The sequence below is a fragment of the Klebsiella sp. GW_Kp181 genome, assembly GCF_040062315.1.
Taxonomy (GTDB): domain Bacteria; phylum Pseudomonadota; class Gammaproteobacteria; order Enterobacterales; family Enterobacteriaceae; genus Klebsiella; species Klebsiella oxytoca.
Window position 1 is genome coordinate 52099 of the sequence record NZ_JBEAFR010000043.1, and the last position, 25074, is coordinate 77172.

Genomic DNA, 25074 nt, shown 5'->3' on the forward strand with positions numbered 1-25074 from the left:
CGGCTAACGCCTTATCCGGGCTACAAAAATCCCTATCGCCCTGTAGCCCGGGCAAGCGCAGCGCCCCCGGCAAGTCCACTCGTAGAAGATTTCAAACCCATCACACCCTCAAGGCCCGCAGTTCAGGCTCAGGAGTAGTGCTGTAGCATCGGCGATGAGGCAGCATCCTGACCGGCTGAAGCGGCGGCGGCAATCACCTGGCTGCGGAACGGAATCACCTGCTCACGACCGTCAACGTCGACGATTTGATAAAACTGCGGCAGGTTAAAGTTGATAAAGCTGGAACCGTAGGTAAAGCGGTCATGGGATGAAGAGTAGAAGCGGCTGACGTCGCGCACCAGCTCCTCTTTGCTACCTTCGCAGTGGTGATACACCTCGGCGCGGTTGCTCTCATCGAGGATATAGATGTTAAAACCGTTATCGTTATCCGCATCTTCGAAGAAGAACTGAATAATCCCTTCGCTGGCAAAGCCGTCCACTACCTGCGGCAGCCTGACGTGGTTAGTTTCCACCTGCACCGACAGCCCGTGCAATTTGTTATGCGAAATCGCGCCATAGAATTCGATGGCGTTTTCCAGTTTCTGAACCGAAACGTTAAGACGCTCGAAGAACAGCCCCCAGGTCTGCCCGGAAACGCGTAGCGCTTTAAAGCGGCCGGTATCCTGACGGGTGCTGGAAAGACGCAGCTCAACGCATTCAGACACCAGCTGCTGTACGCGAGTGCGGATCAGACCGCGCAGATGCTGGCTATAGCAGAAAACCTCCACGCTATCCGGCGGTGCGGCGTCCTGGTGCATCTTGCCAAGAATGGTTTTCAGCGCTTCGATCATCGCCTGCTCGCCGTTAAAGTGCAGCGTACGCACCTCGTTCCACGAGTTGCGGTACAGCAGGTCGATGCTGCCAATCAGGCACTTTTGCTCTTCGCCGAAGCTGAAAACATCCAGCTTGCGGAAGTCAAAATGCACCACCTGATTGCGGAAGGCCGCCGTCGGGTCATATTCCAGGTTGACGATAATCGCCAGATGGCGGATTTCGCACGGACTGTACAGCGCTTTCGGCGTCGGAGAAGGCAGGCGCAGCGGGAAGTGATGCGCCACATCGGCCACCATCTCCTGCAGCTTCGCCAGATCGACAATGCCGTTGCCCTTAATAAACAGGCGCGTACGTGACGTCAACAGGCCGTTAAACCAGGCCCAGGCCACCAGCTTATTAAGATAACGGTTATATTCCAGCGGCTGATGGCTGATGATCGATTCCATGTCCGGCGCCCGGTTATAGACATACCAACCGGTGCGGTTGGCGCGGCCCGGCGGCACGTGGATAAAGGTCAGATTCGGCTCAGACAGATCCGGTGAAATTTGCGGGTTTACCAGGGTGACTTTCCCCGGCAGCGCTTCAAAGGCGGCGTACAGCTTACGCGTCAGCACGCCAATATCCTGCGGGCTGGCGGAAACGCTCAGGTTATTGCGGCGCGCAAAACGAATCAGGTTACGATAGCTCTGCATCATCGCATCAAGCAGTTCGTTGTGCGCTTTACGGACTTCGTCGATCTTCCAGTTGGCCCGGTTGTCGAGCATCATCAGACGCTTTTCATCCCAGCCCCACTCTTTCACCAGGTGACTGACGACTTCGCGACGCCAGCCGACGCAGGCGCGCTCGCGGCTCAGCTTCTCGCAGACTTTTAAATAGAAACATCGACGCACCAGATCGAGGCGCGTTTCATCTTCGATGGCCTGCAGATAGAGCGTCACGCGCTCCAGCATCATGCAGTAAGGATCGAGGCCAAACGAAACGATTTCACCGTCATGCAGACGCTGTTTGATATCTTTCGCCAGCAGGCGGTTATTGGGGTACTCCCAGGAGTACGCTTCCAGCAGCAGCGTTTTCAGCACGGCCTTATAGGGCGAGTCGATGCTTTTATACAGTTGCCAGAGGCTGGCGCCGAAGTACTCTTCGGCCGACAGAGAGCTCAGGCCGCCGAGATCCAGCCATTCATTCGGCGTCAGTACGCCCTGCGCGTAGAGGCTCATGACGTAATCGTCGTAATGCTCTTCTTCATCGCACGGCACCATATTCCACAGAATACGTTTGCCGGCAAGGCGCACCGCGGTACGGTAAAACTCATCCAGCAGCAGGATATGCTGGGTGGAGCCGCAGTCTTCGCCGCCCAGGCTACCGCTTTCGTTATGGCGGAAGCGGTTTTCGTCGATCAGGAAGAAGCTGACCTCGACGCCCAGCGATGCCGCCCAGCTCTCCAGCAGGCTACATTTACGCTGCAGCAGCTGACGCTCTTCAGTGTCCAGCCAGGACTGGTGGCAAACCCAGATATCCAGGTCAGACGAACAGCTTTGGCCGACGGAAGATGTGCTGCCCATAGAGTAAAGGCCAGTGATCGGCAGCTCGCCTTTCGGCGGCTCCTTGGCCAGCATGCCACGGTTGAGCTCGAGCTCATCAAGATAGTGACGTTGGGTTTCATCAGGCGTGTAGAGGCAAATGCCACGGGGAACGTTACCGTCAAGGTAACCCGGCATCAGCGGATGATGATAATGTAGTAATGTCGGCAGTAGACTGTAAACCTGCTGGAAAGCGGGTCCCATGGCAGCAAGGGCGCGATCCACGCGCAATTGGTTGATGGCATCCAGTCTCTGTTTCAGTGTCTCAATATAGAGGTACAAGACATATCGCCTGATGTTCAAAAACCCGACGTACAATAGTACGGAGAGTTTCAGTATTTCAACAAAAACCGTCACCATTCGTCGTCGGTGTGGTTGTGGTGAACTGCTGACTGACAAATGGTTTAAAACGTGATCAATCTAACACCTTGCTGATTGACCGTAAAGAAAGATGCGCTACATACAAGTGTAGCACCCTTTACTACGTGTAAATTCTTCACTACGTTTGCGGCAACCCGCAAACGCATGAAAGGCTAAAAAGATGGCCGCGACCCTTAACCCCACAAAACTAACATCCCTAAGACAACAATGTTAGGATGGTTAGTGGTCGACAATGACGGTAACAAGCATGTTAGACAAAGTTTTGAGAATTGCCACACGGCAAAGCCCGCTTGCGCTATGGCAGGCACATTATGTGAAAGAGCGTCTGGAGTCCTGCCACCCGGGGCTTTCCGTTGAACTGGTGCCTATGGTCACCCGCGGCGACGTGATCCTTGATACGCCCCTTGCAAAAGTGGGCGGTAAGGGTCTGTTTGTGAAAGAGTTAGAGCTGGCGATGCTGGAAGGCCGCGCCGACATCGCCGTCCATTCGATGAAAGACGTACCGGTGGAGTTTCCCGCAGGGCTTGGGCTGGTGACCATCTGCGAGCGTGAAGATCCGCGCGATGCGTTTGTCTCAAACCACTACGCTTCCATTGATGAACTGCCGCACGGCAGCATCGTTGGCACGTCAAGTTTACGCCGTCAGTGTCAGTTGGCCGCAGCGCGGCCGGATCTCACGATCCGCTCCCTGCGCGGCAACGTAGGCACGCGTCTGGGCAAGCTTGATAGCGGCGAGTATGACGCCATTATTCTTGCCGCCGCAGGGCTTAAACGCCTGAACCTGGAGGCGCGTATTCGTCAACCGCTATCGCCGGAGCAATCGCTGCCCGCCGTTGGCCAGGGCGCGGTCGGCATCGAGTGCCGCCTTGACGACGAATGGACCAAAGCGCTACTGGCCCCGTTGAATCATACGGAAACGGCCATACGCGTACGCGCTGAACGGGCGATGAACACCCGGCTGGAAGGCGGCTGTCAGGTGCCAATCGGCAGCTATGCCGAACTGATCGACGGTGAGCTATGGCTGCGCGCGCTGGTTGGCGCGCCGGATGGCTCACAAATGGTGCGCGGCGAGCGGCGCGGCCGTGCGGAAGAGGCAGAAACGCTCGGCGTCTCTCTTGCCGAAGAGCTTCTGAATAACGGCGCTCGCGACATACTTGCCGTCGTCTATGCAGGAGAAGGTCCACAATGAGTATCCTGGTCACCCGTCCGCTGCCGCAAGGCGAAGAGTTAGTCAGCCGCCTGCGCGCGCTGGGGCGCGTGGCCTGGAGCTTTCCGCTCATTGAATTTACCCCTGGACGTCAGCTTCCTGAGCTGGGCGGCCAGCTGGAAAACCTCGCGGCTGGCGATTTGCTCTTCGCACTGTCCCAGCACGCCGTTGAGTTTGCCCACTCTCGCCTCCAGCAGCAAAGGCTGCGCTGGCCTTCGGCGCCTGACTATTTTGCCATTGGCCGCACCACCGCGCTGGCCCTGCATAAAGTCAGCAATCGTCATGTTCGCTATCCGTTAGATCGGGAAATCAGCGAAGTCTTGCTACAATTACCTGAATTACAAAACATTGCGGGGAAAAGAGCGCTCATCCTGCGCGGTAACGGCGGGCGGGAATTACTCGGTGATACGCTTCGAGAACGCGGTGCTGATGTCACTTTTTGTGAATGTTATCAACGTAGTGCAAGGCACTATGATGGCGCAGAAGAAGCAATGCGCTGGCAGTCTCGCGGTATTTCAACGCTGGTCATTACCAGCGGCGAGATGCTGCAGCAGCTCTGGACGCTGATACCACAGTGGTATCGCGAACGTTGGCTCCTGAGCTGTCGCATTTTAGTTGTCAGTGAACGTCTGGCCGAGCAGGCCAGAGAATTGGGCTGGCAGGATATCCAGGTTGCCGATAGCGCCGACAACGATGCGCTGCTACGCGCATTACAATAACTCTCAACATTGGAAGCCATAATGACGGAACAACAGAATCAATCCGCCGTGGTTGAAGAGACCAGGGAGGCCGTGGACACGACGTCACAGCCAGAAAATAACGTAGAAAAGAAAAACGGCGGCAGTAAAACCAGCCTCGCGCTGAGCGCAATAGCTATTGCTATCGCCCTCGCCGCTGGCATAGGTCTTTATGGCCTGACGAAGACCCAGGCAACCCGCCAGAGCGAAGCCAGCGCCGGGCTATCCAGCCAGATCGCCGCGCTGCAAAAAGCCCAGGAAAGCCAAAAAAGCGAACTCGAAGGCATTATTAAGCAGCAGGCCGACCAGTTGACGGAAGCGCAGCGTCAGCAGGAGGCTCTGGCGAAGAAGCTGGAAGAAGTTCAGGAGAAGGTTGCGGTTATTTCCGGCAGCGACGCAAAAACCTGGCTGCTCGCGCAGGCGGATTTCCTCGTGAAACTGGCCGGACGTAAGCTGTGGAGCGATCAGGACGTAACGACCGCTGCCGCGCTGCTGAAAAGCGCCGACGCCAGCCTCGCCGATATGAACGATCCGAGCCTGATCGCCGCGCGTCGCGCCATTACCGACGATATTGCCTCGCTTTCTGCCGTGAGTCAGGTCGACTACGACGGCATCATTCTGAAGGTGAACCAGCTCGCCAACCAGATCGATAATCTCCGTCTGGCGGACAACAACGATGACGACACGCCGATGGATTCCGATAGCGATGAGCTATCCAGCTCCATTACCGAATGGCGTGTAAACCTGCAAAAAAGCTGGCAGAACTTTATGGACAGCTTTATTACCGTTCGCCGCCGTGATGAAACCGCCGTGCCGCTGCTGGCGCCGAACCAGGACGTCTACCTGCGCGAAAATATTCGCTCCCGTCTGCTGGTCGCAGCGCAGGCCGTCCCTCGTCATCAGGAAGAAACCTACAAACAGGCTCTGGATAACGTCTCGACCTGGGTTCGCGCTTACTACGACACGGAAGACGCCACCACCAAAGCCTTCCTTGAGGATGTGGATAAGCTCAGCCAGCAAAGCATCACCATGAACGTACCGGAAAACCTGCAAAGCCAGGCGCTGCTTGAGAAACTAATGCAGACGCGAGTGCGTAATCTGATGGCGCAGCCGGCTGAACCCCAGACCAGCGCGCCGGCACCTGCCCCTGCACCTGCAGCCCACGCGCCAACGCCTGCGCCACAAGGAGAGTAACGCATGTTGAAAATTCTCTTACTCTTCGCGCTGCTGCTTGCCGGGATTGTGGTCGGGCCGATGATCGCGGGTCATCAGGGCTACGTGCTAATCCAGACCGATAACTACAATATTGAAACCAGCGTGACCGGGCTTGCGATCATCCTGATCCTCACCATGGTGGTACTGTTTGCCATTGAGTGGCTACTGCGGCGGATTTTCCGCACCGGCGCGCACACCCGCGGCTGGTTCGTTGGCCGTAAGCGTCGTCGCGCCCGTAAGCAAACCGAGCAGGCGCTGCTGAAGCTGGCGGAAGGTGATTACCAGCAGGTTGAGAAGCTGATGGCGAAAAATGCCGATCACGCTGAACAGCCCGTTGTGAACTACCTGCTGGCAGCGGAAGCCGCCCAGCAGCGTGGAGATGAAGCTCGCGCTAACCAACATCTGGAGCGCGCTGCTGAATTAGCCGGTGACGATCTGATCCCTGTCGAAATAACCCGCGTACGTCTGCAGCTGGCGCGTAATGAAAACCACGCCGCCCGCCACGGTATTGACAGGCTGCTGGAGATCACGCCGCGTCATCCGGAGGTTCTGCGCCTTGCCGAGCAGGCCTACATCCGTACCGGCGCCTGGAATTCGCTGCTGGATATCATTCCGTCAATGGCGAAAGCCAACGTCAGCGATGAAGAGCATCGCGCTGAGCTGGAACAGCTGGCGTGGATTGGTCTGATGGATAAAACGCTGGCCGACGGCGGTAGCGAAGGTTTGCGCGACTGGTGGAAAAGCCAGAGCCGTAAAACCCGCAGCCAGGTGGCGCTACAGGTGGCGATGGCGAATCGTCTTATCGAAAGCGACGATCATGATACCGCGCAGCAGATTATTATCGAAGGTCTGAAAAAGCACTATGACGACCGTCTGGTTATGCCGATTCCGCGGCTGAAAACCAATAACCCTGAGCAGCTGGAAAAAGTGCTGCGTCAGCAGCTTAAAACGGTCGGCGATCGTCCGCTGCTGTGGAGTACGCTGGGGCAATCGCTGATGCGCCACGGTGAGTGGCAGGAGGCCAGCATCGCGTTCCGCGCAGCCCTCAAGCAGCGCCCGGATGCGTTTGACTACGCATGGCTTGCGGATACTCTTGACCGCCTGCATCAGCCGGAAGAAGCGGCGACGATGCGTCGCGACGGCCTGCTGTTAACCCTGCAAAACAATCCGCAGCAGTAATGTCACTCTCGCCTCCGCCGGGGGCGAGAATCACTTCCTCTCCCGCCTGAACGTTTCCCGCTCCGAAAAGAAAAAAACGCCTGCTCTGAAACCAGGGCAGGCGTTAAAACAGGTCTGTTTGACAACAAATTGGGTGCTTCACTCAACGTAGTGTCCATGGTGTTTGATGAGGCTATATGCTTCATCCTTCACGCTGTCTCTTCGTTAGCTGCACACGCTCACTCCAGTCACATACCTTTGTAAGCTCCTGGGGATTCCCATGCTGGCCGTCTCGACACATCATGAATGATTTAGCATATAAAATGCGACATCTGTCAGTGGACGATAAGCACCGTAAAACGGCTCTGCATCATTCCTGAGTTTATGAGGCACTAAGGCGAACATAAGAGATGGAATGAGCATCTACCCGATTATTATCGCACAGGATCTGGAGAAGATGCATCTATCTGAACAAAGAATTGGGACTATTCTGGACAATAAATGACGTCAGGGTTAACGAAGTATTGTTTGCGATATCAGGGAGATAAACGTTTTTTTGCAGAATCAGAAAACAAAAAACCCCGCCGAAGCGGGGTTCAAAATTGGTCGGCGAGAGAGGATTCGAACCTCCGACCCACTGGTCCCAAACCAGTTGCGCTACCAAGCTGCGCTACTCGCCGATGTACTGCTTTTTTGAATTTTTAGTTCAATTCTTTATAAAGTCGTGGTGCGAGGGGGGGGACTTGAACCCCCACGTCCGTAAGAACACTAACACCTGAAGCTAGCGCGTCTACCAATTCCGCCACCTTCGCAATTTCACAACTTTCTAAATAATGGGGTGGCTAATGGGATTCGAACCCACGACAACTGGAATCACAATCCAGGGCTCTACCAACTGAGCTATAGCCACCACTGCAAATCTTTTACGCGGTATTGAAACCACCGCAGCTCCAGCACCGGGTAAATGGTGCGCCCGACAGGATTCGAACCTGAGACCTCTGCCTCCGGAGGGCAGCGCTCTATCCAGCTGAGCTACGGGCGCTTAGCGCCGTTGCGGGGTCGGATAATACGGACTTCCTACCCCGCTGTCTAGTGCCTTTTAAAAGAAAATTATCGTTTGCTCATGCTTTGTGCGTTTTGTCGCTTATTACGCCACATTATCAACATTTCCGCGTCGACCAAGGCCAAATACCTTATAAATAAGCGTCACGGCGGCGAGGAAAATAATTCCGACAAAGAGCGACATACGCGTATCGTCGTTAAATCCCATCCCTATCAGCACGCAAACCAGGAACGCCATGGTTAAATAGTTTGCCCACGGGAATAGCAGCGAGCGGAAAGGATGGCTGGCCATCGCTTCTTTATGTACCAGACGAAAACGTAGCTGGCTAATCAGAATTACGAACCATGGCACCATTCCCGGCAGCACGCTGGCGCTGTAGACGTAAACAAATACCCGCTGTGGATTAGGAATAATGTAGTTCAGGCACGAACCGACCAGCAGAATCAGGATCGACAGCGCCACGCCCGCCGACGGCACGCCGTTGCGCGAAACTCTGGCGATGGCCGCAGGCAGCTGGCGATTTTTTGCCAGCGCGTAGAGCATCCGTCCACAGCTATACATTCCGCTGTTACAACCGGAAAGCGCCGCCGTCAGCACCACAAAGTTGATAATCCCTGCCGCTGCGGTGATACCGATTTTGGCAAAGGTCAGCACGAACGGACTGCCGTTGGAGCCTATCTGATCCCACGGGAAAATAGTGACGATCACAAAAATCGCCCCGACATAGAAAATCAGGATTCGCCACAGCACTTTGCCGACCGCGCTACGCAGAGTGACCTGCGGATTTTTCGCTTCACCGGCGGTGATCCCGATAAGCTCGACGCCCTGATAGGAAGCGACCACGATGCATAGCGCCGTCAGAAAGCCCTTCCAGCCGCCGGCAAAGAAACCGCCGTGCTCGGTCAGATTGCTAAAGCCAATGGAGTGTCCGCCGTTGCCAAAGCCAAAGAAGATGACGCCCAGCCCCACCACGATCATGACAATAATGGTGGTCACTTTAATCATGGCAAACCAGAATTCAATTTCGCCGTACAGACGTACCGCCGCCAGATTCGCCAGCGCGACCAGCCCAACCGCGATAAGCGCCGGTATCCACTGCGCCATCTCCGGGAACCAGAACTGGACATAGACCCCGATCGCCGTAATCTCCGATATCCCGACCGCCATCCACATAAACCAGTAGGACCAGGCGGTCAGATAGCCAAAAAACGGGCTCATATAGCGGTGCGCATAAACAGCGAACGAGCCGGTAACCGGTTCGAGGTACAGCATTTCGCCCATCGAACGCATAATAAAGAAGACGAAGAGCCCCGCGATAATATACGCCAGCAGAACCGAAGGTCCGGCCCACTTCAGCGTACTTGCCGCCCCCATAAATAGTCCCACGCCAATCGTGCCGCCAAGGGCGATTAGCTCAATGTGCCGCGCCTCCAGTCCCCGCTGAAGTTCCGCTTTTTTCTCAGTCATATAGCCTCTTGTGTTTGCCCTGCTCCGGATTTAAGCGCATCCCAGGCGAGATGGGCTTATGCCGGTTATTTTTATGAACGAATAGCCCTGCCTGCGCGACGGTAAACCTGACCGTCGCGTTTTAAGCATGCGAATGGTTAATGAATTTGAGGGAAATGGCAAATAAAGTATCAGGCGAGTGAAGACATTACACAGAATATCCAGGTAAACCCGCCCGCTCGCAGTGGAATATCAAAGCTTATCGGTATAATACCAGCGTAAATAGCGCAGCAGACGCGCCTGCCTTTTTATTCGGCTCGGCTGCGAAACCAGGCGATAAAACCACTCCAGCCCCAGGTCCTGCCAGAACTTCGGCGCTCGCTGAACATGGCCGGTAAAGACATCATAGGTTCCGCCTACGCCCATATAAAGCGCCTGCGGATAAACTTCCCGGCAATCGCGCATCAGGATCTCCTGACGCGGCGACCCCATCGCCACGGTGACGATCTTCGCCCCGCTATCGCGAATACGTTCAAACAGCGCCTGACGCTGGTCAGCAGCGAAATAGCCGTCCTGGCTGCCGACGATGTTTACGTTCCAGCGCTGGCGAAGCTGCTGTTCCGTCTGCGCCAGCACTTCGGGCTTACCGCCGATCAGAAATACCGGCGTTCCCTGAGCGCCAGCGCGCGCCATCAGTGCTTCCCATAAATCAGCCCCGGCGACGCGCGATACCTGCGCCTGAGGATATTTTTTACGTAATGAGCGCACCACGCTGATGCCGTCAGCATATTTAAACTCTGCGGCTTCGATCAGCGCCCGAACTTCGGGGTTATCCTCTACCGCCAGCATCTTCTCTGCATTAATCGCCACCAGCGTACCCGTACGGATCTCGCCATCGGCATACAGATAGTCCAGAGCATGTTGCATATCGCGCCAACCAATGAGTTGCAACCCTCTCAGCAGGTACAACGGCGCGGATGTAGTCTCAGTCATGTACACCCTTATCAGACTTGAGGTTGCGTCAGCGGTTTAGCCCGCTTATGAATCAGCCCGACGCTATCGAGGAACCAGTACAGCAGTTTCGCCGCCAGTAGGCAGATCCCAAAGATAACGAGGAAAAAAACCACGCGAGAGCCAAAGGAATCCAGCCCTTCACGCGCCAGCACGATCATGTTGAAGATAGCGCCAAAACAGAAACTGTGCAGGATCGCCGCTTTATAGCGGTTCGTTTCCCGGTTGCCAAGCTCGTACAGCCAGTCAAACCATTTAATAATCAGCCCAACCGCTACCGCGCCCAGCGGCACGAACCAGACGCCCCCCATCACCACCAGCGAGCCAATCAGGGTTGGCGAAATCGCCAGGCCAGAATGGTTATTCAGCACTTCCCAGGTGAAATAGTTCGCGGTATTGAGCACCATTGTCGGTCGACCGTGCCACAACCAGCTGGGGATAAAAACATAGAAATCGCGGACGATTGGCGCCAGGCCCTGAAACTCAATCTTGTCGTAATTTTGCAGCAGCAGAGCCAGGTTCTCCCACGGCGAGAAGGTATCGCGGGTCAGATAGAGGAAAGTATAAAACGCTTCATCGCCGCTGACGTTCATTCCGTAGCGTTTGAGCGCCAGCCAGAACATGCCGACGATGCCCAGTACGCCCGCCGCCGCCAGCATCCACAGGCTTATCCAGCCGCGAATGATGCCAATAAACAGGAAGATGGCAAACGCAATGATGATATTCGCCCGGGTCCCGCCAACGATGGCGTAAGTCAGCAGACCAAATGCGACGGTGCTGACGAGGAAGAATATCCACGCTTTATAATCCTGACGCAGAAAATAGACCACCAGCATTGCCGGAATGAAAAAGTAGAAGAAACGCTTTAGCGCCACGCCGGAAACTTCGCTGGAGAAGATCTGGCTATAGGAGTTGAGCTTGAATAACAGAAAGCCGTTATGCGCAAAGAAGATCCCGACGCAGAGCAGCGCCAGTCCCAGCAAAATCCCCCAGGCCAGATGGGTCTCCACGCGGTTCATCGTAAACAGCGGACGATGCTGATGGCTCTGCGCCGCCGAGCGTAGCCGCGTTTTATAAGTCACGTAGTAAACCGCATAAAAACAGACGGAAACCAGCAGAGTTTGCAACAGAATTTCCGGCGGGGCGACCGCCACGTCGAAGCGAAACACCAGAATACTGGTCAGCGGAAAGCCAAAGAAAAAGGTCAGCAGAAACAGCAGCGAGAAAAAGACGTTGAAGTTGAAGCGCACCCGACGAAATTCAAACCAGGTGGCGGTGGCGATAAAAAGCGTCGACAGCAGCCAAACCAGCAGCAGTCCGCTAAATTGCATTAATGTCATGCATCCACCCCCGCGGCAATCCGCAACGCCCGTCGCCAGCCCGTCAGGTAATTAGGACGGAAAAAGGCAATCTGATTCTTATCCACGCCGGCCAGCTGGCGCTGCGCTTCACGCACCACGGCCGCGTCCAGCGTATCGCTGGTAAAGAGTACCGGAATATGCTGCTCCGACATATCCTGCCAGAAGGGATTCTCCCGGTTCAGTACGCAGGGGATCCCCGCCTGAATCAGCAGACACAGCGTGCCGATCCCCTGCTGGCGGGCAAACAGGAAGTAGCCAAGATCGCAGCGGCGCAGCAGGGCCAGATAGTCATCAAACGCCAGCTTATCGCCCAGTACCTGAAGATGCGGCGGGCTGAACAGCGCCTCGCCGGCCGCGCGAACTTCATTTATGTAGTCGCTATTATTGGCCGGATAACCCATCGGCACGACAACGTTGACCGTATCGCCAAACTGCTGATGAATCGCGCGCAGCGCGGCGATATGCTCGTTGCTGCGGTCGCCGGAATTCCCCACCAGGATAGTCAGCGTCTCGCCGCGCGGCGCGCTTTCAGCAAGCGAGTTCAGCGCCGGATCCATGCGGGTCGGGAAATAGAGCAGTTCGCCCGGCACGCCCGAATGCCGGGCGGCGAACCAACTGAGATCGCCGCGGGTCGCAAAGACGCGCCCTACCCGCCCCTGCGCCAGGCGCCGCAGCGGATAAAACAAGCGAAACTTCAGGCTGGCGGAATTCTCATACAGATCCGCGCCCCAGATGTGCCAGTTAAACTGCGCCGGGCGGATCCCCCCGCTGAGCAGCGCCAGCCACAGGCCGGTATTAAACTGGCCGTGAAAGAAAAAGCGCTGCTGCCGGTTCGCCTTTGCCAGCGCGATAACCGCCTTTGCCAGCGACTTCTTCCCCGGATAGCAGCTGATGGAGAGCGCGGGGTACGCTTCGCGAATTCCTGTCGCATCACCGACGACCATAAACAGGCGAGCCTGCTCGTCATTGACGGCCAGCTCATCATTAAAGAACCGCAGAACGGTCTGGTTGTGGTGCGGGATATCCGATCCCAGTACATGTATCAGTGCTGTCATGCCCGTTTACGCCAAAGTAAAAACACGCCGCTACAGAGGGCGAAATAAACAATATAAGTAGCCATATACGCCTGCGCCGCGCCGATAGCGCCGTGCGCCGGTATAAGCCAGTGCGAGAATGCGGTCAACAGCGTGAACTGGCTGATTTCCGTCAGAATATAAAAACGCAGCGAGGCTTTGGCGATCACCAGATAGCCATAAACATATGCCCCGACCTTCAACACATCGCCCACCAACTGCCAGGCAAACAGATCGCGCATTGCCGTAAAGCGGTCGGAAAACAGCAGCCAGATAGCGAAATCGCGCAGCAGCCATACGGTCAGGCTGGCTGCAGCTACCGCCGGGAGAACAAATTTTAACGATTTGCCAATCTCACGGGTGATATCCGCTTTCGCCGTCAAGCGGGACAATGTCGGTAACAGATAAACGCTAAATGATGCGGTAATAAACTGTAAATAGGCGTCGGAGATGCTGCTTACCCCCTGCCAGATCCCCACCGCGTCCCAGCCATAGTGGGCCGCCAGCAGGTTACGCATCATCACGTAGGCTACCGGCAGCGTCACCGAAGTAATCAGCGCCATCAGGGTAAATTTCGACAGCTGCCCTGCGAGGCCGTTGTCCCAGCGCGGACGCAGCGCGCTCAGCGGTATATTGCCGCGTCGCCACAGTACGATAGCCGCCGGCACGACCACCAGCGCAGGTACCAGCGCCAGTCCCAGCAATGCGCCCTGATAGCCGCCGAAACGGTAGCAGGCATAGTACGCCGCCACGCCAATCAGGCTCCCGGCGATAAGCGACAGCGCATTGCCCGCCGCATCGCGAAACCCCTTCATCAGCGCTAACAGGAAGTTCGCCCAGGCAATGCCCGTCTGTACCAGCGCTACCAGCCGTACCAGATTCTGATAATGCTGATGACCGAACAGACCCTGGCTTATCGGCGCCGCCGTCAGCAGGAATATCAGCGCCAGCAGGGTGGAGAACCCCAGCACCATCGCTGAAGCGGTGCCGACGACGTTGTGCAACTGCCGGCGATCGTCATGATGCTGGGCTACCAGCTTCGTGACGCCGTTAAAGATTCCGGCCCCCGCCAGCACGCCAAGCACGGTCACCAGCTGGCGGAAGTTGCCCGCTTGCCCCACGCCTGCCGGGCCGAACGACACCGCCAGCAGTTTAACTACCAGCAGACCGGCGCCGATTTTGACCAGCGTGGACGCTGCGGTCCACAGAGAAGCTTTAGCCAGCGACATATCAGGAGAAATAGCTCAGCAGCGAGTTAATCACCGTGCGCTGGTTTACGCTCGACAGGTTGTAGAATAACGGCAAACGCAGCAGGCGTTCGCTCTCCTGAGTCGTGAAGCGATCCGTCCCGTGGAACACGCCGAAGTTCTCCCCGGCCGGGCAGCTATGCAGCGGAATATAGTGGAACACGGCCAGAATCTCCGCCTCTTTCAGCCAGGCAATCAGCTTACTGCGATCGTCAATATCGCGCAGCTTGATGTAGAACATATGCGCATTGTGCCCGCAGTCGGCAGGCACGATCGGCAGATCGATACGCCCGGCGCGCGCCAGCGGCAGCAGGGCCTCGTAGTAGTTCTGCCACAGCGCCAGGCGCTGCTGGTTAATTCGCTCCGCCGCTTCCAGCTGCGCCCACAGGTAGGCCGCCTGTAAATCGGACATCAGGTAGCTGGAGCCGATATCGCGCCAGGTGTATTTATCCACCAGACCACGGAAAAACTGGCTGCGGTTGGTGCCTTTTTCTCGAATGATCTCCGCGCGCTCTACCAGCTTGCGATCGTTAATCAGCGTCGCGCCGCCTTCACCGCCCGCGGTGTAGTTTTTGGTTTCATGGAAGCTGAAGCAGCCAATATGGCCGATAGTACCGAGCGCCCGGCCTTTATAGGTCGACATCACGCCCTGAGCGGCATCTTCCACGACAAACAGATTATGTTTGCTGGCGATAGCCATAATGGTGTCCATTTCGCAGGCCACGCCGGCGTAGTGGACCGGCACAATCGCGCGGGTTTTGTCGGTGATCGCCGCTTCAATCAGCGTTTCATCAATATTCATGGTATCGCGACGAATATCAACGAAGACGATTTTTGCGCCACGCAGCACAAAGGCGTTGGCGGTGGAGACGAAGGTATAGCTCGGCATAATCACTTCATCGCCCGGCTGGATATCCAGCAGCAGCGCCGCCATTTCCAGCGAAGCGGTGCAGGAAGGCGTCAGCAGGGCTTTGGCAGTACCGAAGCGCTGCTCCATCCACTGCTGGCAGCGGCGGGTAAAACCGCCATCGCCGCACAGCTTGCCGCTTCCCATCGCGGACTGCATATAATCAAGCTCGGTTCCCACCACCGGCGGCGCGTTAAATGGAATCATCATGTCACCTGTATAACCAGTACGCGGTGCTTTCGACATTCGCACCGCTAAGAATGTAACGTTTAAGCGCGGCGGTGTTGCCCATCTGGGTCGCCACCCGCAGTGTCTTCAGCCCGCGCAGCGCGGTCCAGCCCTGAGCTGCCTGCATTAATTCCGCTCCGGCTCCGCGTCCGGCCAGCAGGCCAATCCTTGCCTCGTGCGCGCTGAGCTGGCGCAGGGAGACAAACGCGCGGATATCGCCGCCAGGGGCGCGAAACACCAGACACTGATGATCGAAGGTGCCGCGCACCGCATTTTCAATCCACTGGGCATAGAAACGGCCGCTGGCATCGGCTGCGTACCAGGGCGCGCGAAAACGGCTCTGCGCAAAGGCCAGCGCTGCCAGTTCACGCAGCCGGGGAATATCCGCCTCGGTCGCCGGCTCGGCGCCACTATCACCATAAGCGGCTGGCGAAAGCGCGAGATCGACCTCGCCCTCCACCAGTCGGAAGCCAAATGCCTGCAGCGCATCCAGGCGTGCGGTATCATCCGCCGCAACTTTCGCCTGTACCCGCGACCAGTTCGCCAGCGCGTCCACCGTCAGCGGCGGCGCATCATCGCCAAAGCGCAGGATAGCGCTATTGACGCCGAAGAAGCGGTTCTCCCACTCCAGGGACTCAATACTGGCGCGGGCGGGCACGGAGTAAATCCAGTAAGTATTGACCGTAGCCGGTTTTTTCCAGCCGTTTCGCCGCGCGCTTCACGCCGTCGTCGTCCAGCCAGCCGTTTCGCCAGGCGATCTCTTCCAGGCAGGCAATCTTGAAACCCTGACGCTTTTCCACCGTTTGCACAAACATGCTGGCTTCGATCAGGCTATCGTGCGTGCCGGTATCGAGCCAGGCAAAACCGCGGCCCAGCAGCTCAACCGTTAGCGCGCCATCGTCGAGATACATTTGATTGATGGAGGTGATCTCCAGTTCGCCGCGCGCCGAGGGTTTAACCCGTTTTGCGTATTCCGCGACTTTACCGTCGTAGAAATAGAGGCCGGTTACCGCCCAGTTGGATTTGGGCTGCTTTGGCTTCTCCTCCAGCGAAATCGCGCGGAAATCGTCATCAAATTCCACCACGCCAAAGCGTTCCGGGTCCATCACTTGATAACCAAACACCGTCGCCCCGGAAGTGCGGGACGCGACGCTACGGAGCTTCGGGCTAAAGCCCTGGCCGAAAAAGATATTATCGCCGAGCACCAGGCATGAGGGCTCACCCTTGAGGAACGCCTCGCCGATGATAAAGGCCTGCGCCAGCCCGTCCGGGCTTGGCTGCGCGGCGTAGCTGAGCTGAACGCCGAACTCCGAACCATCGCCAAGCAGGCGCTGGAAATCGCGCTGGTCGTCCGGGGTGGTAATGATCAGCACTTCGCGAATCCCGGCCAGCATCAGCACCGAGAGCGGATAGTAGATCATCGGCTTATCGTAGATGGGTAGCAGCTGTTTTGAAACGCCGCGCGTGATCGGATGCAGGCGGGTACCCGATCCGCCTGCCAGAATAATACCTTTCATTTTACCCCCTCAAGCGCTCAGGCTTGCAGCCCCAGGCGTTCACCCTGATAGCTGCCGTCCAGCACCTGCTGCCACCAGGCTTCATTAGCCAGGTACCACGCAACGGTTTTGCGCATCCCGCTGGTGAACGTTTCGGCCGGCGTCCAGCCCAGTTCACGCGCTATTTTCGCCGCATCAATAGCGTAGCGCAGGTCGTGGCCGGGACGATCGGCAACAAAGGTGATGAGATCGCGATAGCGCGCAAGGCCTTCCGGTTTGCGCGGCGCCAGCTCTTCCAGCAGATCGCAAATGGTTTCCACTACCTCAATATTTTTCCGCTCGTTATGGCCGCCGATATTGTAAGTTTCGCCCGGCTCACCGCTCGTTGCCACCCGATAGAGCGCCCTGGCGTGATCTTCAACGTACAGCCAGTCGCGGATCTGCTGCCCGTTGCCATAAACCGGCAGCGGTTTACCCGCCAGCGCGTTCAGGATAGTCAGCGGGATCAGTTTTTCCGGAAAATGATACGGTCCGTAGTTATTCGAGCAGTTGGTGACCAGCGTCGGCAGGCCATAGGTTCTCTTCCAGGCGCGCACCAGATGATCGCTGCTGGCTTTCGACGCCGAATAGGGGCTGCTGGGCGCATAGGGCGTGGTTTCGGTAAAAAACGCGCCGCTATCGTGCAGATCGCCATAGACCTCATCCGTTGAGATGTGGTGGAAACGAAAGGCGGATTTTTTATCGTTCGCCAGCGTATTCCACCAGGCCCTGGCCGCTTCCAGCAGCGTCCAGGTACCGACAATGTTGGTTTCGATAAACGCCGCCGGGCCGTCAATTGAGCGGTCAACGTGGCTTTCAGCGGCCAGATGCATCACCGTATCGGGCTGATAGTGGCGAAATACCCGGTCCAGTTCAGCGCGATCGCAGATATCCACCTGTTCAAAAGCAAAACGCGGATCCCCGGCGACAGGCGCCAGCGACATCAGATTCCCCGCGTAGGTCAGCTTATCAACCACCACCACGTTATCGCTGGTTGCAGTGATGATTTCACGCACCACCGCAGAACCGATAAAACCGGCGCCGCCGGTGACCAGAATCGTTCTCACCGCCAGACCCCTTTGGTATCGACGATAAACTGCTGGCTGACGCTATCCCCGCTAATCGCTTTAAATTCTTTATGATCGACCAGCATCACCAGCACATCGGCGCTCGCCAGCGCTTCGTCGAGCGATGCCAGTGCGCACAAGCCATCAAGCTTCTTCGGCAACTGGTGGATATTCGGCTCAACAACCAGGGTTTCGCCGCCGTGCCAGCGGGCGATTTGTGCGGCAATGGCCATGGCCGGGCTTTCGCGCAGATCATCAATATTCGGCTTAAACGCCAGGCCAAAGCAGGCGATTTTTATCTCGCTGGCGCGTTTGTTGCTGGCGGCAAGACAGTCGGCGACCCGCGCTTTAACTTCATCGATCACCCACTCTGGTTTATGGTCGTTAACTTCACGCGCGGTACGGATAAGCCGCGCCTGCTGCGGGTTTTGCGCCACGATAAACCACGGGTCGACCGCGATGCAGTGACCGCCAACGCCCGGACCGGGCTGGAGAATGTTCACGCGCGGATGGCGATTCGCCAGGCGAATCAGTTCCCAGACGTTAATCCCCTGATCGGCGCAAATCAGCGAAAGTTCATTGGCAAAAGCGATATTAACGTCGCGGAAGCTGTTTTCTGTCAGCTTGCACATTTCGGCGGTGCGAGAGTTAGTCACCACACATTCGCCTTCGAGGAAAATTTTATACAGCTCGCTGGCGCGGGCTGAGCAAACCGGCGACATCCCCCCGATCACGCGATCGTTTTTGATCAGCTCAACCATGACCTGACCCGGCAAAACGCGCTCCGGGCAGTAGGCGATATTCACGTCCGCCGCTTCGCCAGCCTGCTGTGGGAAGCTCAAATCGGGGCGCATTTCCGCCAGCCATTCCGCCATCTGTTCGGTTGAACCTACCGGCGAAGTGGACTCGAGGATAACCAGCGAACCTTTCTTCAGCGTCGGCGCGATAGATTTAGCCGCCGACTCGACGAAAACCATATCCGGTTCGTGCAGGTCTTTAAACGGCGTCGGCACCGCAATCAGATAGGCGTCAGCTTCTACTGGCGCGGTGGTGGCGCTCAGATAGCCCTGCTCGACCGCCGTTTTAACGACGCTCGCCAGATCCGGCTCCACGATATGAATTTCACCACGGTTAATGGTCTCCACGGCGTGTTGATTGACATCAACGCCGACCACCCGCTTTTGCCGGGAGGCGAACGCGGCAGCGGTTGGCAGGCCAATATATCCAAGGCCAATCACTGAAATGGTAGAAAAATTCATAGCGTTACCTGATTATTTTTAAGTGCAGACAAAATACGATGACACGCTTGTCCATCGCCGTACGGGTTATGCGCCCGGCTCATGGCCTGCCAGGCGGACTCATCATGCAGCAAGCGCGTGACTTCATTGACGATGCGCTGGCTGTCGGTACCCACCAGGCATACGGTTCCCGCGCTGACCGCTTCCGGACGCTCGGTCATTTCGCGCATTACCAGCACCGGTTTGCCGAGCGATGGCGCCTCTTCCTGGATACCGCCGGAATCGGTCAGAATCAACCACGCGCGATTCATCAGCCAGACGAACGGCAGATAATCCTGCGGCTCAATAAGCATGACGTTCTCAACGTGGCCGAGAATACGGTTAACCGGTTCGCTGACGTTCGGGTTCAGATGCACCGGATAAACAATCTGTACGTCCGGGTTATTGGCAGCGATCTCTGCCAGCGCGTGGCAGATTTGCTCAAAACCGCGGCCAAAGCTTTCCCGACGATGCCCGGTGACCAGAATCATCTTCTTACCGTTGGCGAGAAAAGGATAACGCTGAGTCAGCTCGTTACGCAGCGCTTCATCGCTCAGTACCCGATCGCGCACCCAAAACAGCGCATCAATAACCGTATTGCCGGTTATCGTGATCCGATTATCGGCAATATTTTCCCGCAGCAGGTTCTGCCGCGAGGTTTCCGTCGGCGCAAAATGGTACGTTGCCAGATGCCCGGTCAACGTGCGGTTCCCCTCTTCCGGCCACGGCGAGCTCAGATCGCCCGTGCGCAGTCCGGCTTCCACGTGCCCCACCGGAATGCGCTGATAGAAAGCGGCAAGGCTTGCCGCCATCGTCGTGGTGGTATCGCCATGCACCAGCACCACATCTGGCTTAAACGACTCCAGCACCGGCTTTAAGCCCTCAAGGATGCGGCAGGTAATCTCCGTCAACCCCTGACCCGGCTGCATGATGTTAAGGTCGTAGTCCGGAACAATAGAAAAAAGTTTCAACACCTGATCGAGCATCTCCCGATGCTGCGCGGTCACGCAAACTTTCGCCTCAAAATGAGGATCCCTTGCCAGCGCATGAACCAGAGGCGCCATTTTGATGGCTTCTGGTCTCGTGCCAAATACCGTTAGTACTTTCACATCGATTCTCTTCGATTAGGCGATGAAGGCTGGATGTCCTTCACCACAGGTCGCATTCACTGGACACGGCGACGCGTTAACGCAACGCCTGCGCCGATGAGCGCGCCCACAATCCCCCACATCACCATCAGAAACGCGCGGCGCGGGCTATCGCGTTTTACCGGTTCTTCAGGCGTTCGCAAATACCTGTAAGTCTGAAAACGCGGGTCCAGGGTCGGTCCCACGTTTAACGTCGTTAACATGGCGCGGCTTTGGTCATAATCAAGATCGTACTGCGGCCCGACCGCCTGCAGATTTTCCAGACGGGCCTGCAGCATCGGCCGGCCCAGTAAAAACAGTTCGGAATCCGGCAGCTGGTCTGGTGGAATGTCGGTTTCGCTGCGGGAAATATTGTGTTGCTGGGCGACTTTCAGCGCCTGCTCCACGCTATGCATGCGGCGATTGAAAATTTCGCGCGCCACCTCTTCCTGGCGCTTAACCTGCGCTTTCATCTGCACGGTTCGCGCGGCCCAGGCGCCCTTAAGCTCGTCATTCAGGTGACCCGCCGCGCGCTGGCTGGCGAAGGCGACATACTGACGCAGCAGATTATTGGCATCCGGGGCGGTTTCCGCCGTCAGCTTCACGCTGTCGTTAACGCTTTTGAGCGCATCGCCAGGCATAAACTGAATGTCGTTAATCAGATCGTCCAGCAAAGCGGCATCGGCGCGGGCGTTACCCGACTGGCGCTGCTTGTAGTAGTCCGTTTGCAGCCAGAAATCGCGGCGGGTATCCCATGACGCCTGCTGCATAATGAACTCTTTATACGCTTCATCCATTACCGAAGGTTGATCGACCGAGACGAGATTGGCCTTGATATCGAGATTGCGTAAAAACTGCTGTTGCGAATAGTACCCGCCCAGCATGTTCACCGTCGGCCGGTCGGTAATTGCCGTCGCGCTCCACTCCTGGCGAGCAAAGAAGGTATAGACCAGAACAATCAGTGCAAAGAGCACCGCGAAACCTGCTATCCAGCTTTTTCCTGCCCACAGGGCGCGAAACAGCCCGCGAATATCCAGCTCATTCTCAACGTTCACTGTTTGTGCTCCCGGTAATGGTTGAGTCATCACGTCCCCAGATTGACTTGGTTAATTTGGATTATTGCCGCTGTGTCGCCGTATTCTGCGTCTAATGCGCTTAACCATGCGCGCCACTTTCCAGGCGCGTTTAATACAGTAGCCATAAAGAAAGAAGGCCACCAAAAAGAGTATTAACATCACCCATTCAGGAACAATACGGGTGTATTCCGCTGCCACCCCAACCAGCGCCAGCAGCGCGGCGGCCAGGGTGATCAGCACGAATGCCTGGCGGGAAGTAAACCCGGCGCGCATGATCAAGTGATGAATATGCTGACGGTCCGGGGAGAACGGACTCATTCCTTTACGCAGGCGGCGGTACATAATCGCCACCATATCCATCAACGGGATCGCAATAATCCATAGCGCAGTGACAGGGCTAATGGGATGCGTCTTTCCCTGCGTGGTCTCCAGCAGGATCCAGATGATAGTGAAGCCAATCATGGTGCTGCCGGCGTCACCCATAAAGACTTTATAGCGACGGCCAAGCGCCCCGAGGTTAAGTAAAATATAGGGCAAAATGGCGGCAATCATCGCAAAACACCACATTGCCAGGCTGTACTGGCCATCAAACCACAGAATGATACCGGTTGCCGCAAAAGAGACGGAGGAGAGGCCGCCCAGCAGGCCATCGATGCCATCAACCATATTGAAGGCGTTGATCGCGGCCCAAACGGCGAAAAGCGTGAGGAAGAAGCCAAAGGGGCCGAGCACCAGCTCCCATGAGCCAAATATAAAGCCGAGGCTACTTAGATGAAGATTTCCCACCATCATCATAATGACGGCGATGGCGGCCTGAATTACCGCGCGAATTTTTACGCTGATATCAAAGCGGTCGTCTAACGCGCCGACCAGCACAAGCACCCCGGCACACCCCAGGTATAACTTTGCGTGGGGAATGTAATAATCGGCGATGGCAAACGTAAAACAAATACCTGCGAAAACTGAAATACCACCGACTAACGGAATCAAACCCTGATGCCGTTTACGATAGTTAGGTTTATCCACGAGCCCAACTCTTTTTGCCGCCTTGCGGGCGACAAATATAAACAGGGTGGTGAATAAGAAAATACTGATTAATTCAGTAATAGCAGTGAGTAAATTCACAACGCATGTGCTCTCAGCATAGTTAATCCGGGAAGTATAACGACGATGCCTCAACTCCAGAAGGGGCAAAGCAGAACATTACAAATTTATTGTAGAAATTTTAGACTGTTAAAGCTGTCTCTGCCTGCCATCCTGCTGCGCACATCATACGTTAACGCCCATTTTGTTTTCCCTTCCTGGATCATACAAACCCGGAAAACAAAACGCCACGCAATAGCGTGGCGTTCTCTGGCTTTTTTAACTTACGAGCGCTTCATCATATCGAAGAAGTCGTCGTTAGTTTTGGTCATCGCCAGTTTATTGATGAGGAATTCCATCGCGTCGATTTCACCCATCGGGTGAATGATTTTACGCAGGATCCACATCTTCTGCAGCTCTTCCTGAGTGGTAAGCAGCTCTTCTTTACGGGTACCGGAACGGTTGTAGTCGATAGCCGGGAAGACGCGTTTCTCAGCGATCTTACGTGAGAGGTGAAGCTCCATGTTACCGGTGCCTTTAAACTCTTCGTAGATAACTTCGTCCATTTTAGAACCGGTATCGATCAGCGCTGTTGCGATGATGGTCAGGCTACCGCCCTCTTCCACGTTACGCGCGGCGCCGAAGAAACGCTTCGGACGATGCAGGGCGTTGGCGTCCACACCACCGGTCAACACTTTACCGGAAGCCGGAACTACGGTGTTGTAGGCGCGCGCCAGACGGGTAATCGAGTCGAGGAGGATGATAACGTCTTTCTTGTGTTCAACCAGACGCTTCGCCTTCTCGATAACCATTTCGGCAACCTGAACGTGGCGAGAGGCCGGTTCGTCAAAGGTAGAAGCAACCACTTCGCCTTTAACCAGACGCTGCATCTCGGTCACTTCTTCCGGACGTTCGTCGATCAGCAGTACCATCAGCACGCAATCAGGATGGTTGTACGCAATGCTCTGCGCAATATTCTGCAGCAGCATGGTTTTACCCGCCTTCGGCGGCGCAACAATCAGACCACGCTGACCGCGGCCGATCGGCGATGCCAGATCCAGCACGCGAGCGGTTAAGTCTTCCGTTGAGCCATTACCGCGTTCCATACGCAGACGTGAATTTGCGTGCAGCGGGGTTAAGTTCTCAAACAGAATCTTGTTACGGGCGTTTTCCGGCTTATCGTAGTTAACTTCGTTAACTTTCAACAACGCAAAGTAACGCTCACCCTCTTTAGGAGGACGAATCTTACCGGAAATGGTGTCACCAGTGCGGAGGTTGAAGCGGCGGATTTGGCTGGGAGATACGTAGATGTCGTCGGGACCGGCGAGGTAGGAGCTGTCTGCTGAACGGAGGAAACCAAATCCATCCTGCAGTATCTCCAGTACGCCATCGCCAAAGATATCTTCGCCACTCTTCGAATGCTGCTTGAGGATGGCAAAAATAATATCCTGCTTACGCATACGGGCCAGGTTTTCCAGCCCCATATTTTCGCCGAGAGTAATCAGCTCAGAAACCGGCGTATTCTTTAATTCGGTAAGATTCATAATGGTGTGGGTTCTTAAACTCGGGGTAATTCTCGAACTTAATGTTGTGAATGGTATGGCAGGAACATCCATGCCTGTTAACGGCCTTCATCTCGTGTCTGTACGTTGCCTGGTCACAGGAAAGAACGCAGAACTGAAACGACTAAACGGAATGAGTGATAAGCCCGGATTATAAGCCTCACGCGCATTTTTGCGGGACGCTTTGGGTAAAACAAGATTCAAACAAAGGTATGTTTAAAACGAAGTCTGAGATTAACTTAGCACGACTCTCGCCGGGCGTCCAGAGATCCGCAAAAAATAGGAGCCTGGACGCCGGAACAGCAAGCCGCTTACGCCAGGTTGGCGTCAAGGAACTCTTTCAGCTGGCCTTTAGACAGCGCGCCGACTTTAGTCGCTGCAACTTCACCATTTTTGAACAGCAGCAGGGTCGGGATGCCGCGAATGCCGTATTTCGGCGCAGTACCCGGGTTCTGATCGATGTTCAGCTTCGCAATGGTCAGTTTGCCCTGATACTCTTCAGCGATCTCATCCAGAATCGGGGCGATCATTTTGCACGGACCACACCACTCTGCCCAGAAATCGACGAGGGTTAGCCCGTCAGCCTTGAGTACGTCCGTGTCAAAACTGTCGTCAGTCAGGTGAATAATTTTATCGCTCATATTTAACTCCACAGGAATAAGCCTGGTGTGTTGGTGTCGCAGTCATCAACGACGTGTCAATGCTACGTTATGCACGCTGTTCTTCAGAATGCCTCTTTTATAACGCTCTGCGTCACAATGTCCATCATGAACTTTGTCCCACAGAAGTTAAAGCAACCAGCGTTCAAACCGGCTTATCGCAGATTTGTCACCCTCGCCTTGCTTAGTAGTCTAAGCTTTCGAAGATTCGTTCAGTTGCCGCAGACGCACCTTGAATAATTTCATACATAGCCAACGAAA

20 protein-coding genes and 4 tRNA genes are annotated in these 25074 nt (G+C 55.9%); 4 read left to right on the forward strand and 20 right to left on the reverse strand.

From position 1 onward, the window contains the following. Positions 1-128: 128 nt before the first annotated feature. Positions 129-2675, reverse strand: coding sequence for a class I adenylate cyclase (gene cyaA / locus ABLV11_RS07840; RefSeq protein ID WP_126489625.1), 2547 nt, complete (start codon positions 2673-2675; stop codon positions 129-131). A gap of 346 nt (positions 2676-3021) precedes the next feature. Here cyaA and hemC point away from each other — a divergent pair, with 346 nt between their 5' ends. Genes hemC through hemY form a run of 4 tightly spaced genes read left to right on the forward strand, consistent with a single transcriptional unit; the run spans position 3022 to position 7112 of the window. After that, complete coding sequence (gene hemC, locus ABLV11_RS07845; protein WP_016808212.1) at positions 3022-3963, forward strand: hydroxymethylbilane synthase; 942 nt, start codon at positions 3022-3024, stop codon at positions 3961-3963. Beyond that, positions 3960-4700: a uroporphyrinogen-III synthase gene (gene hemD / locus ABLV11_RS07850; RefSeq protein ID WP_004107673.1), complete on the forward strand. Its 741-nt coding sequence runs from the start codon at positions 3960-3962 to the stop codon at positions 4698-4700. Before hemC ends, hemD begins: the two co-directional genes overlap by 4 nt. Before the next feature lie 21 nt (positions 4701-4721). Next, positions 4722-5912 (forward strand): uroporphyrinogen-III C-methyltransferase, encoded by a 1191-nt coding sequence (gene hemX / locus ABLV11_RS07855; RefSeq protein ID WP_004107672.1) that lies wholly within the window; start codon positions 4722-4724, stop codon positions 5910-5912. 3 nt (positions 5913-5915) lie between these two features. Next, positions 5916-7112: a protoheme IX biogenesis protein HemY gene (hemY, locus tag ABLV11_RS07860; RefSeq protein WP_004107671.1), complete on the forward strand. Its 1197-nt coding sequence runs from the start codon at positions 5916-5918 to the stop codon at positions 7110-7112. Positions 7113-7694: 582 nt separating this feature from the next. Here the strand turns inward: hemY and ABLV11_RS07865 are convergent. From ABLV11_RS07865 to trxA, 19 genes are all read right to left on the reverse strand, one after another. Further along, a tRNA-Pro gene (locus ABLV11_RS07865) sits at positions 7695-7771 on the reverse strand. Positions 7772-7816: 45 nt separating this feature from the next. After that, positions 7817-7903 (reverse strand) — tRNA-Leu (locus ABLV11_RS07870). A gap of 22 nt (positions 7904-7925) precedes the next feature. Continuing rightward, positions 7926-8001 (reverse strand) — tRNA-His (locus ABLV11_RS07875). A gap of 55 nt (positions 8002-8056) precedes the next feature. Further along, positions 8057-8133 (reverse strand) — tRNA-Arg (locus ABLV11_RS07880). Positions 8134-8238: 105 nt separating this feature from the next. Next, complete coding sequence (locus ABLV11_RS07885; protein ID WP_126489626.1) at positions 8239-9621, reverse strand: amino acid permease; 1383 nt, start codon at positions 9619-9621, stop codon at positions 8239-8241. A gap of 231 nt (positions 9622-9852) precedes the next feature. Beyond that, a complete protein-coding gene (gene wecG / locus ABLV11_RS07890; RefSeq protein WP_004107669.1) occupies positions 9853-10593 on the reverse strand; it encodes a lipopolysaccharide N-acetylmannosaminouronosyltransferase in 741 nt (246 codons plus the stop codon). Between the two features lie 11 nt (positions 10594-10604). Continuing rightward, positions 10605-11951 (reverse strand): ECA oligosaccharide polymerase, encoded by a 1347-nt coding sequence (gene wzyE, locus ABLV11_RS07895; protein WP_004116984.1) that lies wholly within the window; start codon positions 11949-11951, stop codon positions 10605-10607. After that, a complete protein-coding gene (locus ABLV11_RS07900) occupies positions 11948-13027 on the reverse strand; it encodes a TDP-N-acetylfucosamine:lipid II N-acetylfucosaminyltransferase (protein ID WP_126489627.1) in 1080 nt (359 codons plus the stop codon). The genes wzyE and ABLV11_RS07900 overlap by 4 nt, the downstream gene beginning before the upstream one ends. After that, positions 13024-14274 (reverse strand): lipid III flippase WzxE, encoded by a 1251-nt coding sequence (gene wzxE / locus ABLV11_RS07905; protein ID WP_126489628.1) that lies wholly within the window; start codon positions 14272-14274, stop codon positions 13024-13026. The genes ABLV11_RS07900 and wzxE overlap by 4 nt, the downstream gene beginning before the upstream one ends. Before the next feature lies 1 nt (position 14275). Next, positions 14276-15406 (reverse strand): dTDP-4-amino-4,6-dideoxygalactose transaminase, encoded by a 1131-nt coding sequence (gene rffA, locus ABLV11_RS07910; protein ID WP_004116980.1) that lies wholly within the window; start codon positions 15404-15406, stop codon positions 14276-14278. Positions 15407-15410: 4 nt separating this feature from the next. Next, the gene (gene rffC, locus ABLV11_RS07915) at positions 15411-16085 is read right to left on the reverse strand and encodes a dTDP-4-amino-4,6-dideoxy-D-galactose acyltransferase (RefSeq protein WP_004116978.1); all 675 of its coding nucleotides are present in this window, start codon (positions 16083-16085) and stop codon (positions 15411-15413) included. Beyond that, positions 16063-16944: a glucose-1-phosphate thymidylyltransferase RfbA gene (gene rfbA / locus ABLV11_RS07920; protein WP_016808208.1), complete on the reverse strand. Its 882-nt coding sequence runs from the start codon at positions 16942-16944 to the stop codon at positions 16063-16065. Before rfbA ends, rffC begins: the two co-directional genes overlap by 23 nt. A gap of 17 nt (positions 16945-16961) precedes the next feature. Next, a complete protein-coding gene (gene rffG / locus ABLV11_RS07925; RefSeq protein ID WP_004116976.1) occupies positions 16962-18029 on the reverse strand; it encodes a dTDP-glucose 4,6-dehydratase in 1068 nt (355 codons plus the stop codon). After that, entirely contained in the window at positions 18026-19288 is a 1263-nt protein-coding gene (gene wecC, locus ABLV11_RS07930; protein ID WP_126489629.1) for a UDP-N-acetyl-D-mannosamine dehydrogenase, read from the reverse strand. Before wecC ends, rffG begins: the two co-directional genes overlap by 4 nt. Beyond that, positions 19285-20415 (reverse strand): UDP-N-acetylglucosamine 2-epimerase (non-hydrolyzing), encoded by a 1131-nt coding sequence (gene wecB, locus ABLV11_RS07935; RefSeq protein ID WP_004107651.1) that lies wholly within the window; start codon positions 20413-20415, stop codon positions 19285-19287. Before wecB ends, wecC begins: the two co-directional genes overlap by 4 nt. A gap of 56 nt (positions 20416-20471) precedes the next feature. Next, positions 20472-21518, reverse strand: a complete 1047-nt coding sequence (gene wzzE, locus ABLV11_RS07940) for an ECA polysaccharide chain length modulation protein (protein ID WP_024274881.1) — start codon at positions 21516-21518, stop codon at positions 20472-20474. A gap of 21 nt (positions 21519-21539) precedes the next feature. After that, complete coding sequence (gene wecA, locus ABLV11_RS07945) at positions 21540-22634, reverse strand: UDP-N-acetylglucosamine--undecaprenyl-phosphate N-acetylglucosaminephosphotransferase (RefSeq protein WP_004107647.1); 1095 nt, start codon at positions 22632-22634, stop codon at positions 21540-21542. 242 nt (positions 22635-22876) lie between these two features. Next, complete coding sequence (rho, locus tag ABLV11_RS07950; RefSeq protein ID WP_002883293.1) at positions 22877-24136, reverse strand: transcription termination factor Rho; 1260 nt, start codon at positions 24134-24136, stop codon at positions 22877-22879. Between the two features lie 329 nt (positions 24137-24465). Then, the gene (trxA, locus tag ABLV11_RS07955) at positions 24466-24795 is read right to left on the reverse strand and encodes a thioredoxin TrxA (protein ID WP_004097507.1); all 330 of its coding nucleotides are present in this window, start codon (positions 24793-24795) and stop codon (positions 24466-24468) included. Positions 24796-25074 lie beyond the last annotated feature (279 nt).

What these genes read in the sequence shown, in the direction of transcription:
- hemD (WP_004107673.1), top strand. Translation starts at nt 3,960, where the DNA reads ATGAGTATCCTGGTCACCCGTCCGCTGCCGCAAGGCGAAGAGTTAGTC.
- wzzE (WP_024274881.1), bottom strand. Translation starts at nt 21,518, where the DNA reads ATGACTCAACCATTACCGGGAGCACAAACAGTGAACGTTGAGAATGAG.
- ABLV11_RS07885 (WP_126489626.1), bottom strand. Translation starts at nt 9,621, where the DNA reads ATGACTGAGAAAAAAGCGGAACTTCAGCGGGGACTGGAGGCGCGGCAC.
- rffA (WP_004116980.1), bottom strand. Translation starts at nt 15,406, where the DNA reads ATGATTCCATTTAACGCGCCGCCGGTGGTGGGAACCGAGCTTGATTAT.
- ABLV11_RS07900 (WP_126489627.1), bottom strand. Translation starts at nt 13,027, where the DNA reads ATGACAGCACTGATACATGTACTGGGATCGGATATCCCGCACCACAAC.
- wecG (WP_004107669.1), bottom strand. Translation starts at nt 10,593, where the DNA reads ATGACTGAGACTACATCCGCGCCGTTGTACCTGCTGAGAGGGTTGCAA.
- wzxE (WP_126489628.1), bottom strand. Translation starts at nt 14,274, where the DNA reads ATGTCGCTGGCTAAAGCTTCTCTGTGGACCGCAGCGTCCACGCTGGTC.
- rho (WP_002883293.1), bottom strand. Translation starts at nt 24,136, where the DNA reads ATGAATCTTACCGAATTAAAGAATACGCCGGTTTCTGAGCTGATTACT.
- wzyE (WP_004116984.1), bottom strand. Translation starts at nt 11,951, where the DNA reads ATGACATTAATGCAATTTAGCGGACTGCTGCTGGTTTGGCTGCTGTCG.
- wecC (WP_126489629.1), bottom strand. Translation starts at nt 19,288, where the DNA reads ATGAATTTTTCTACCATTTCAGTGATTGGCCTTGGATATATTGGCCTG.
- hemY (WP_004107671.1), top strand. Translation starts at nt 5,916, where the DNA reads ATGTTGAAAATTCTCTTACTCTTCGCGCTGCTGCTTGCCGGGATTGTG.
- hemC (WP_016808212.1), top strand. Translation starts at nt 3,022, where the DNA reads ATGTTAGACAAAGTTTTGAGAATTGCCACACGGCAAAGCCCGCTTGCG.
- rfbA (WP_016808208.1), bottom strand. Translation starts at nt 16,944, where the DNA reads ATGAAAGGTATTATTCTGGCAGGCGGATCGGGTACCCGCCTGCATCCG.
- hemX (WP_004107672.1), top strand. Translation starts at nt 4,722, where the DNA reads ATGACGGAACAACAGAATCAATCCGCCGTGGTTGAAGAGACCAGGGAG.
- trxA (WP_004097507.1), bottom strand. Translation starts at nt 24,795, where the DNA reads ATGAGCGATAAAATTATTCACCTGACTGACGACAGTTTTGACACGGAC.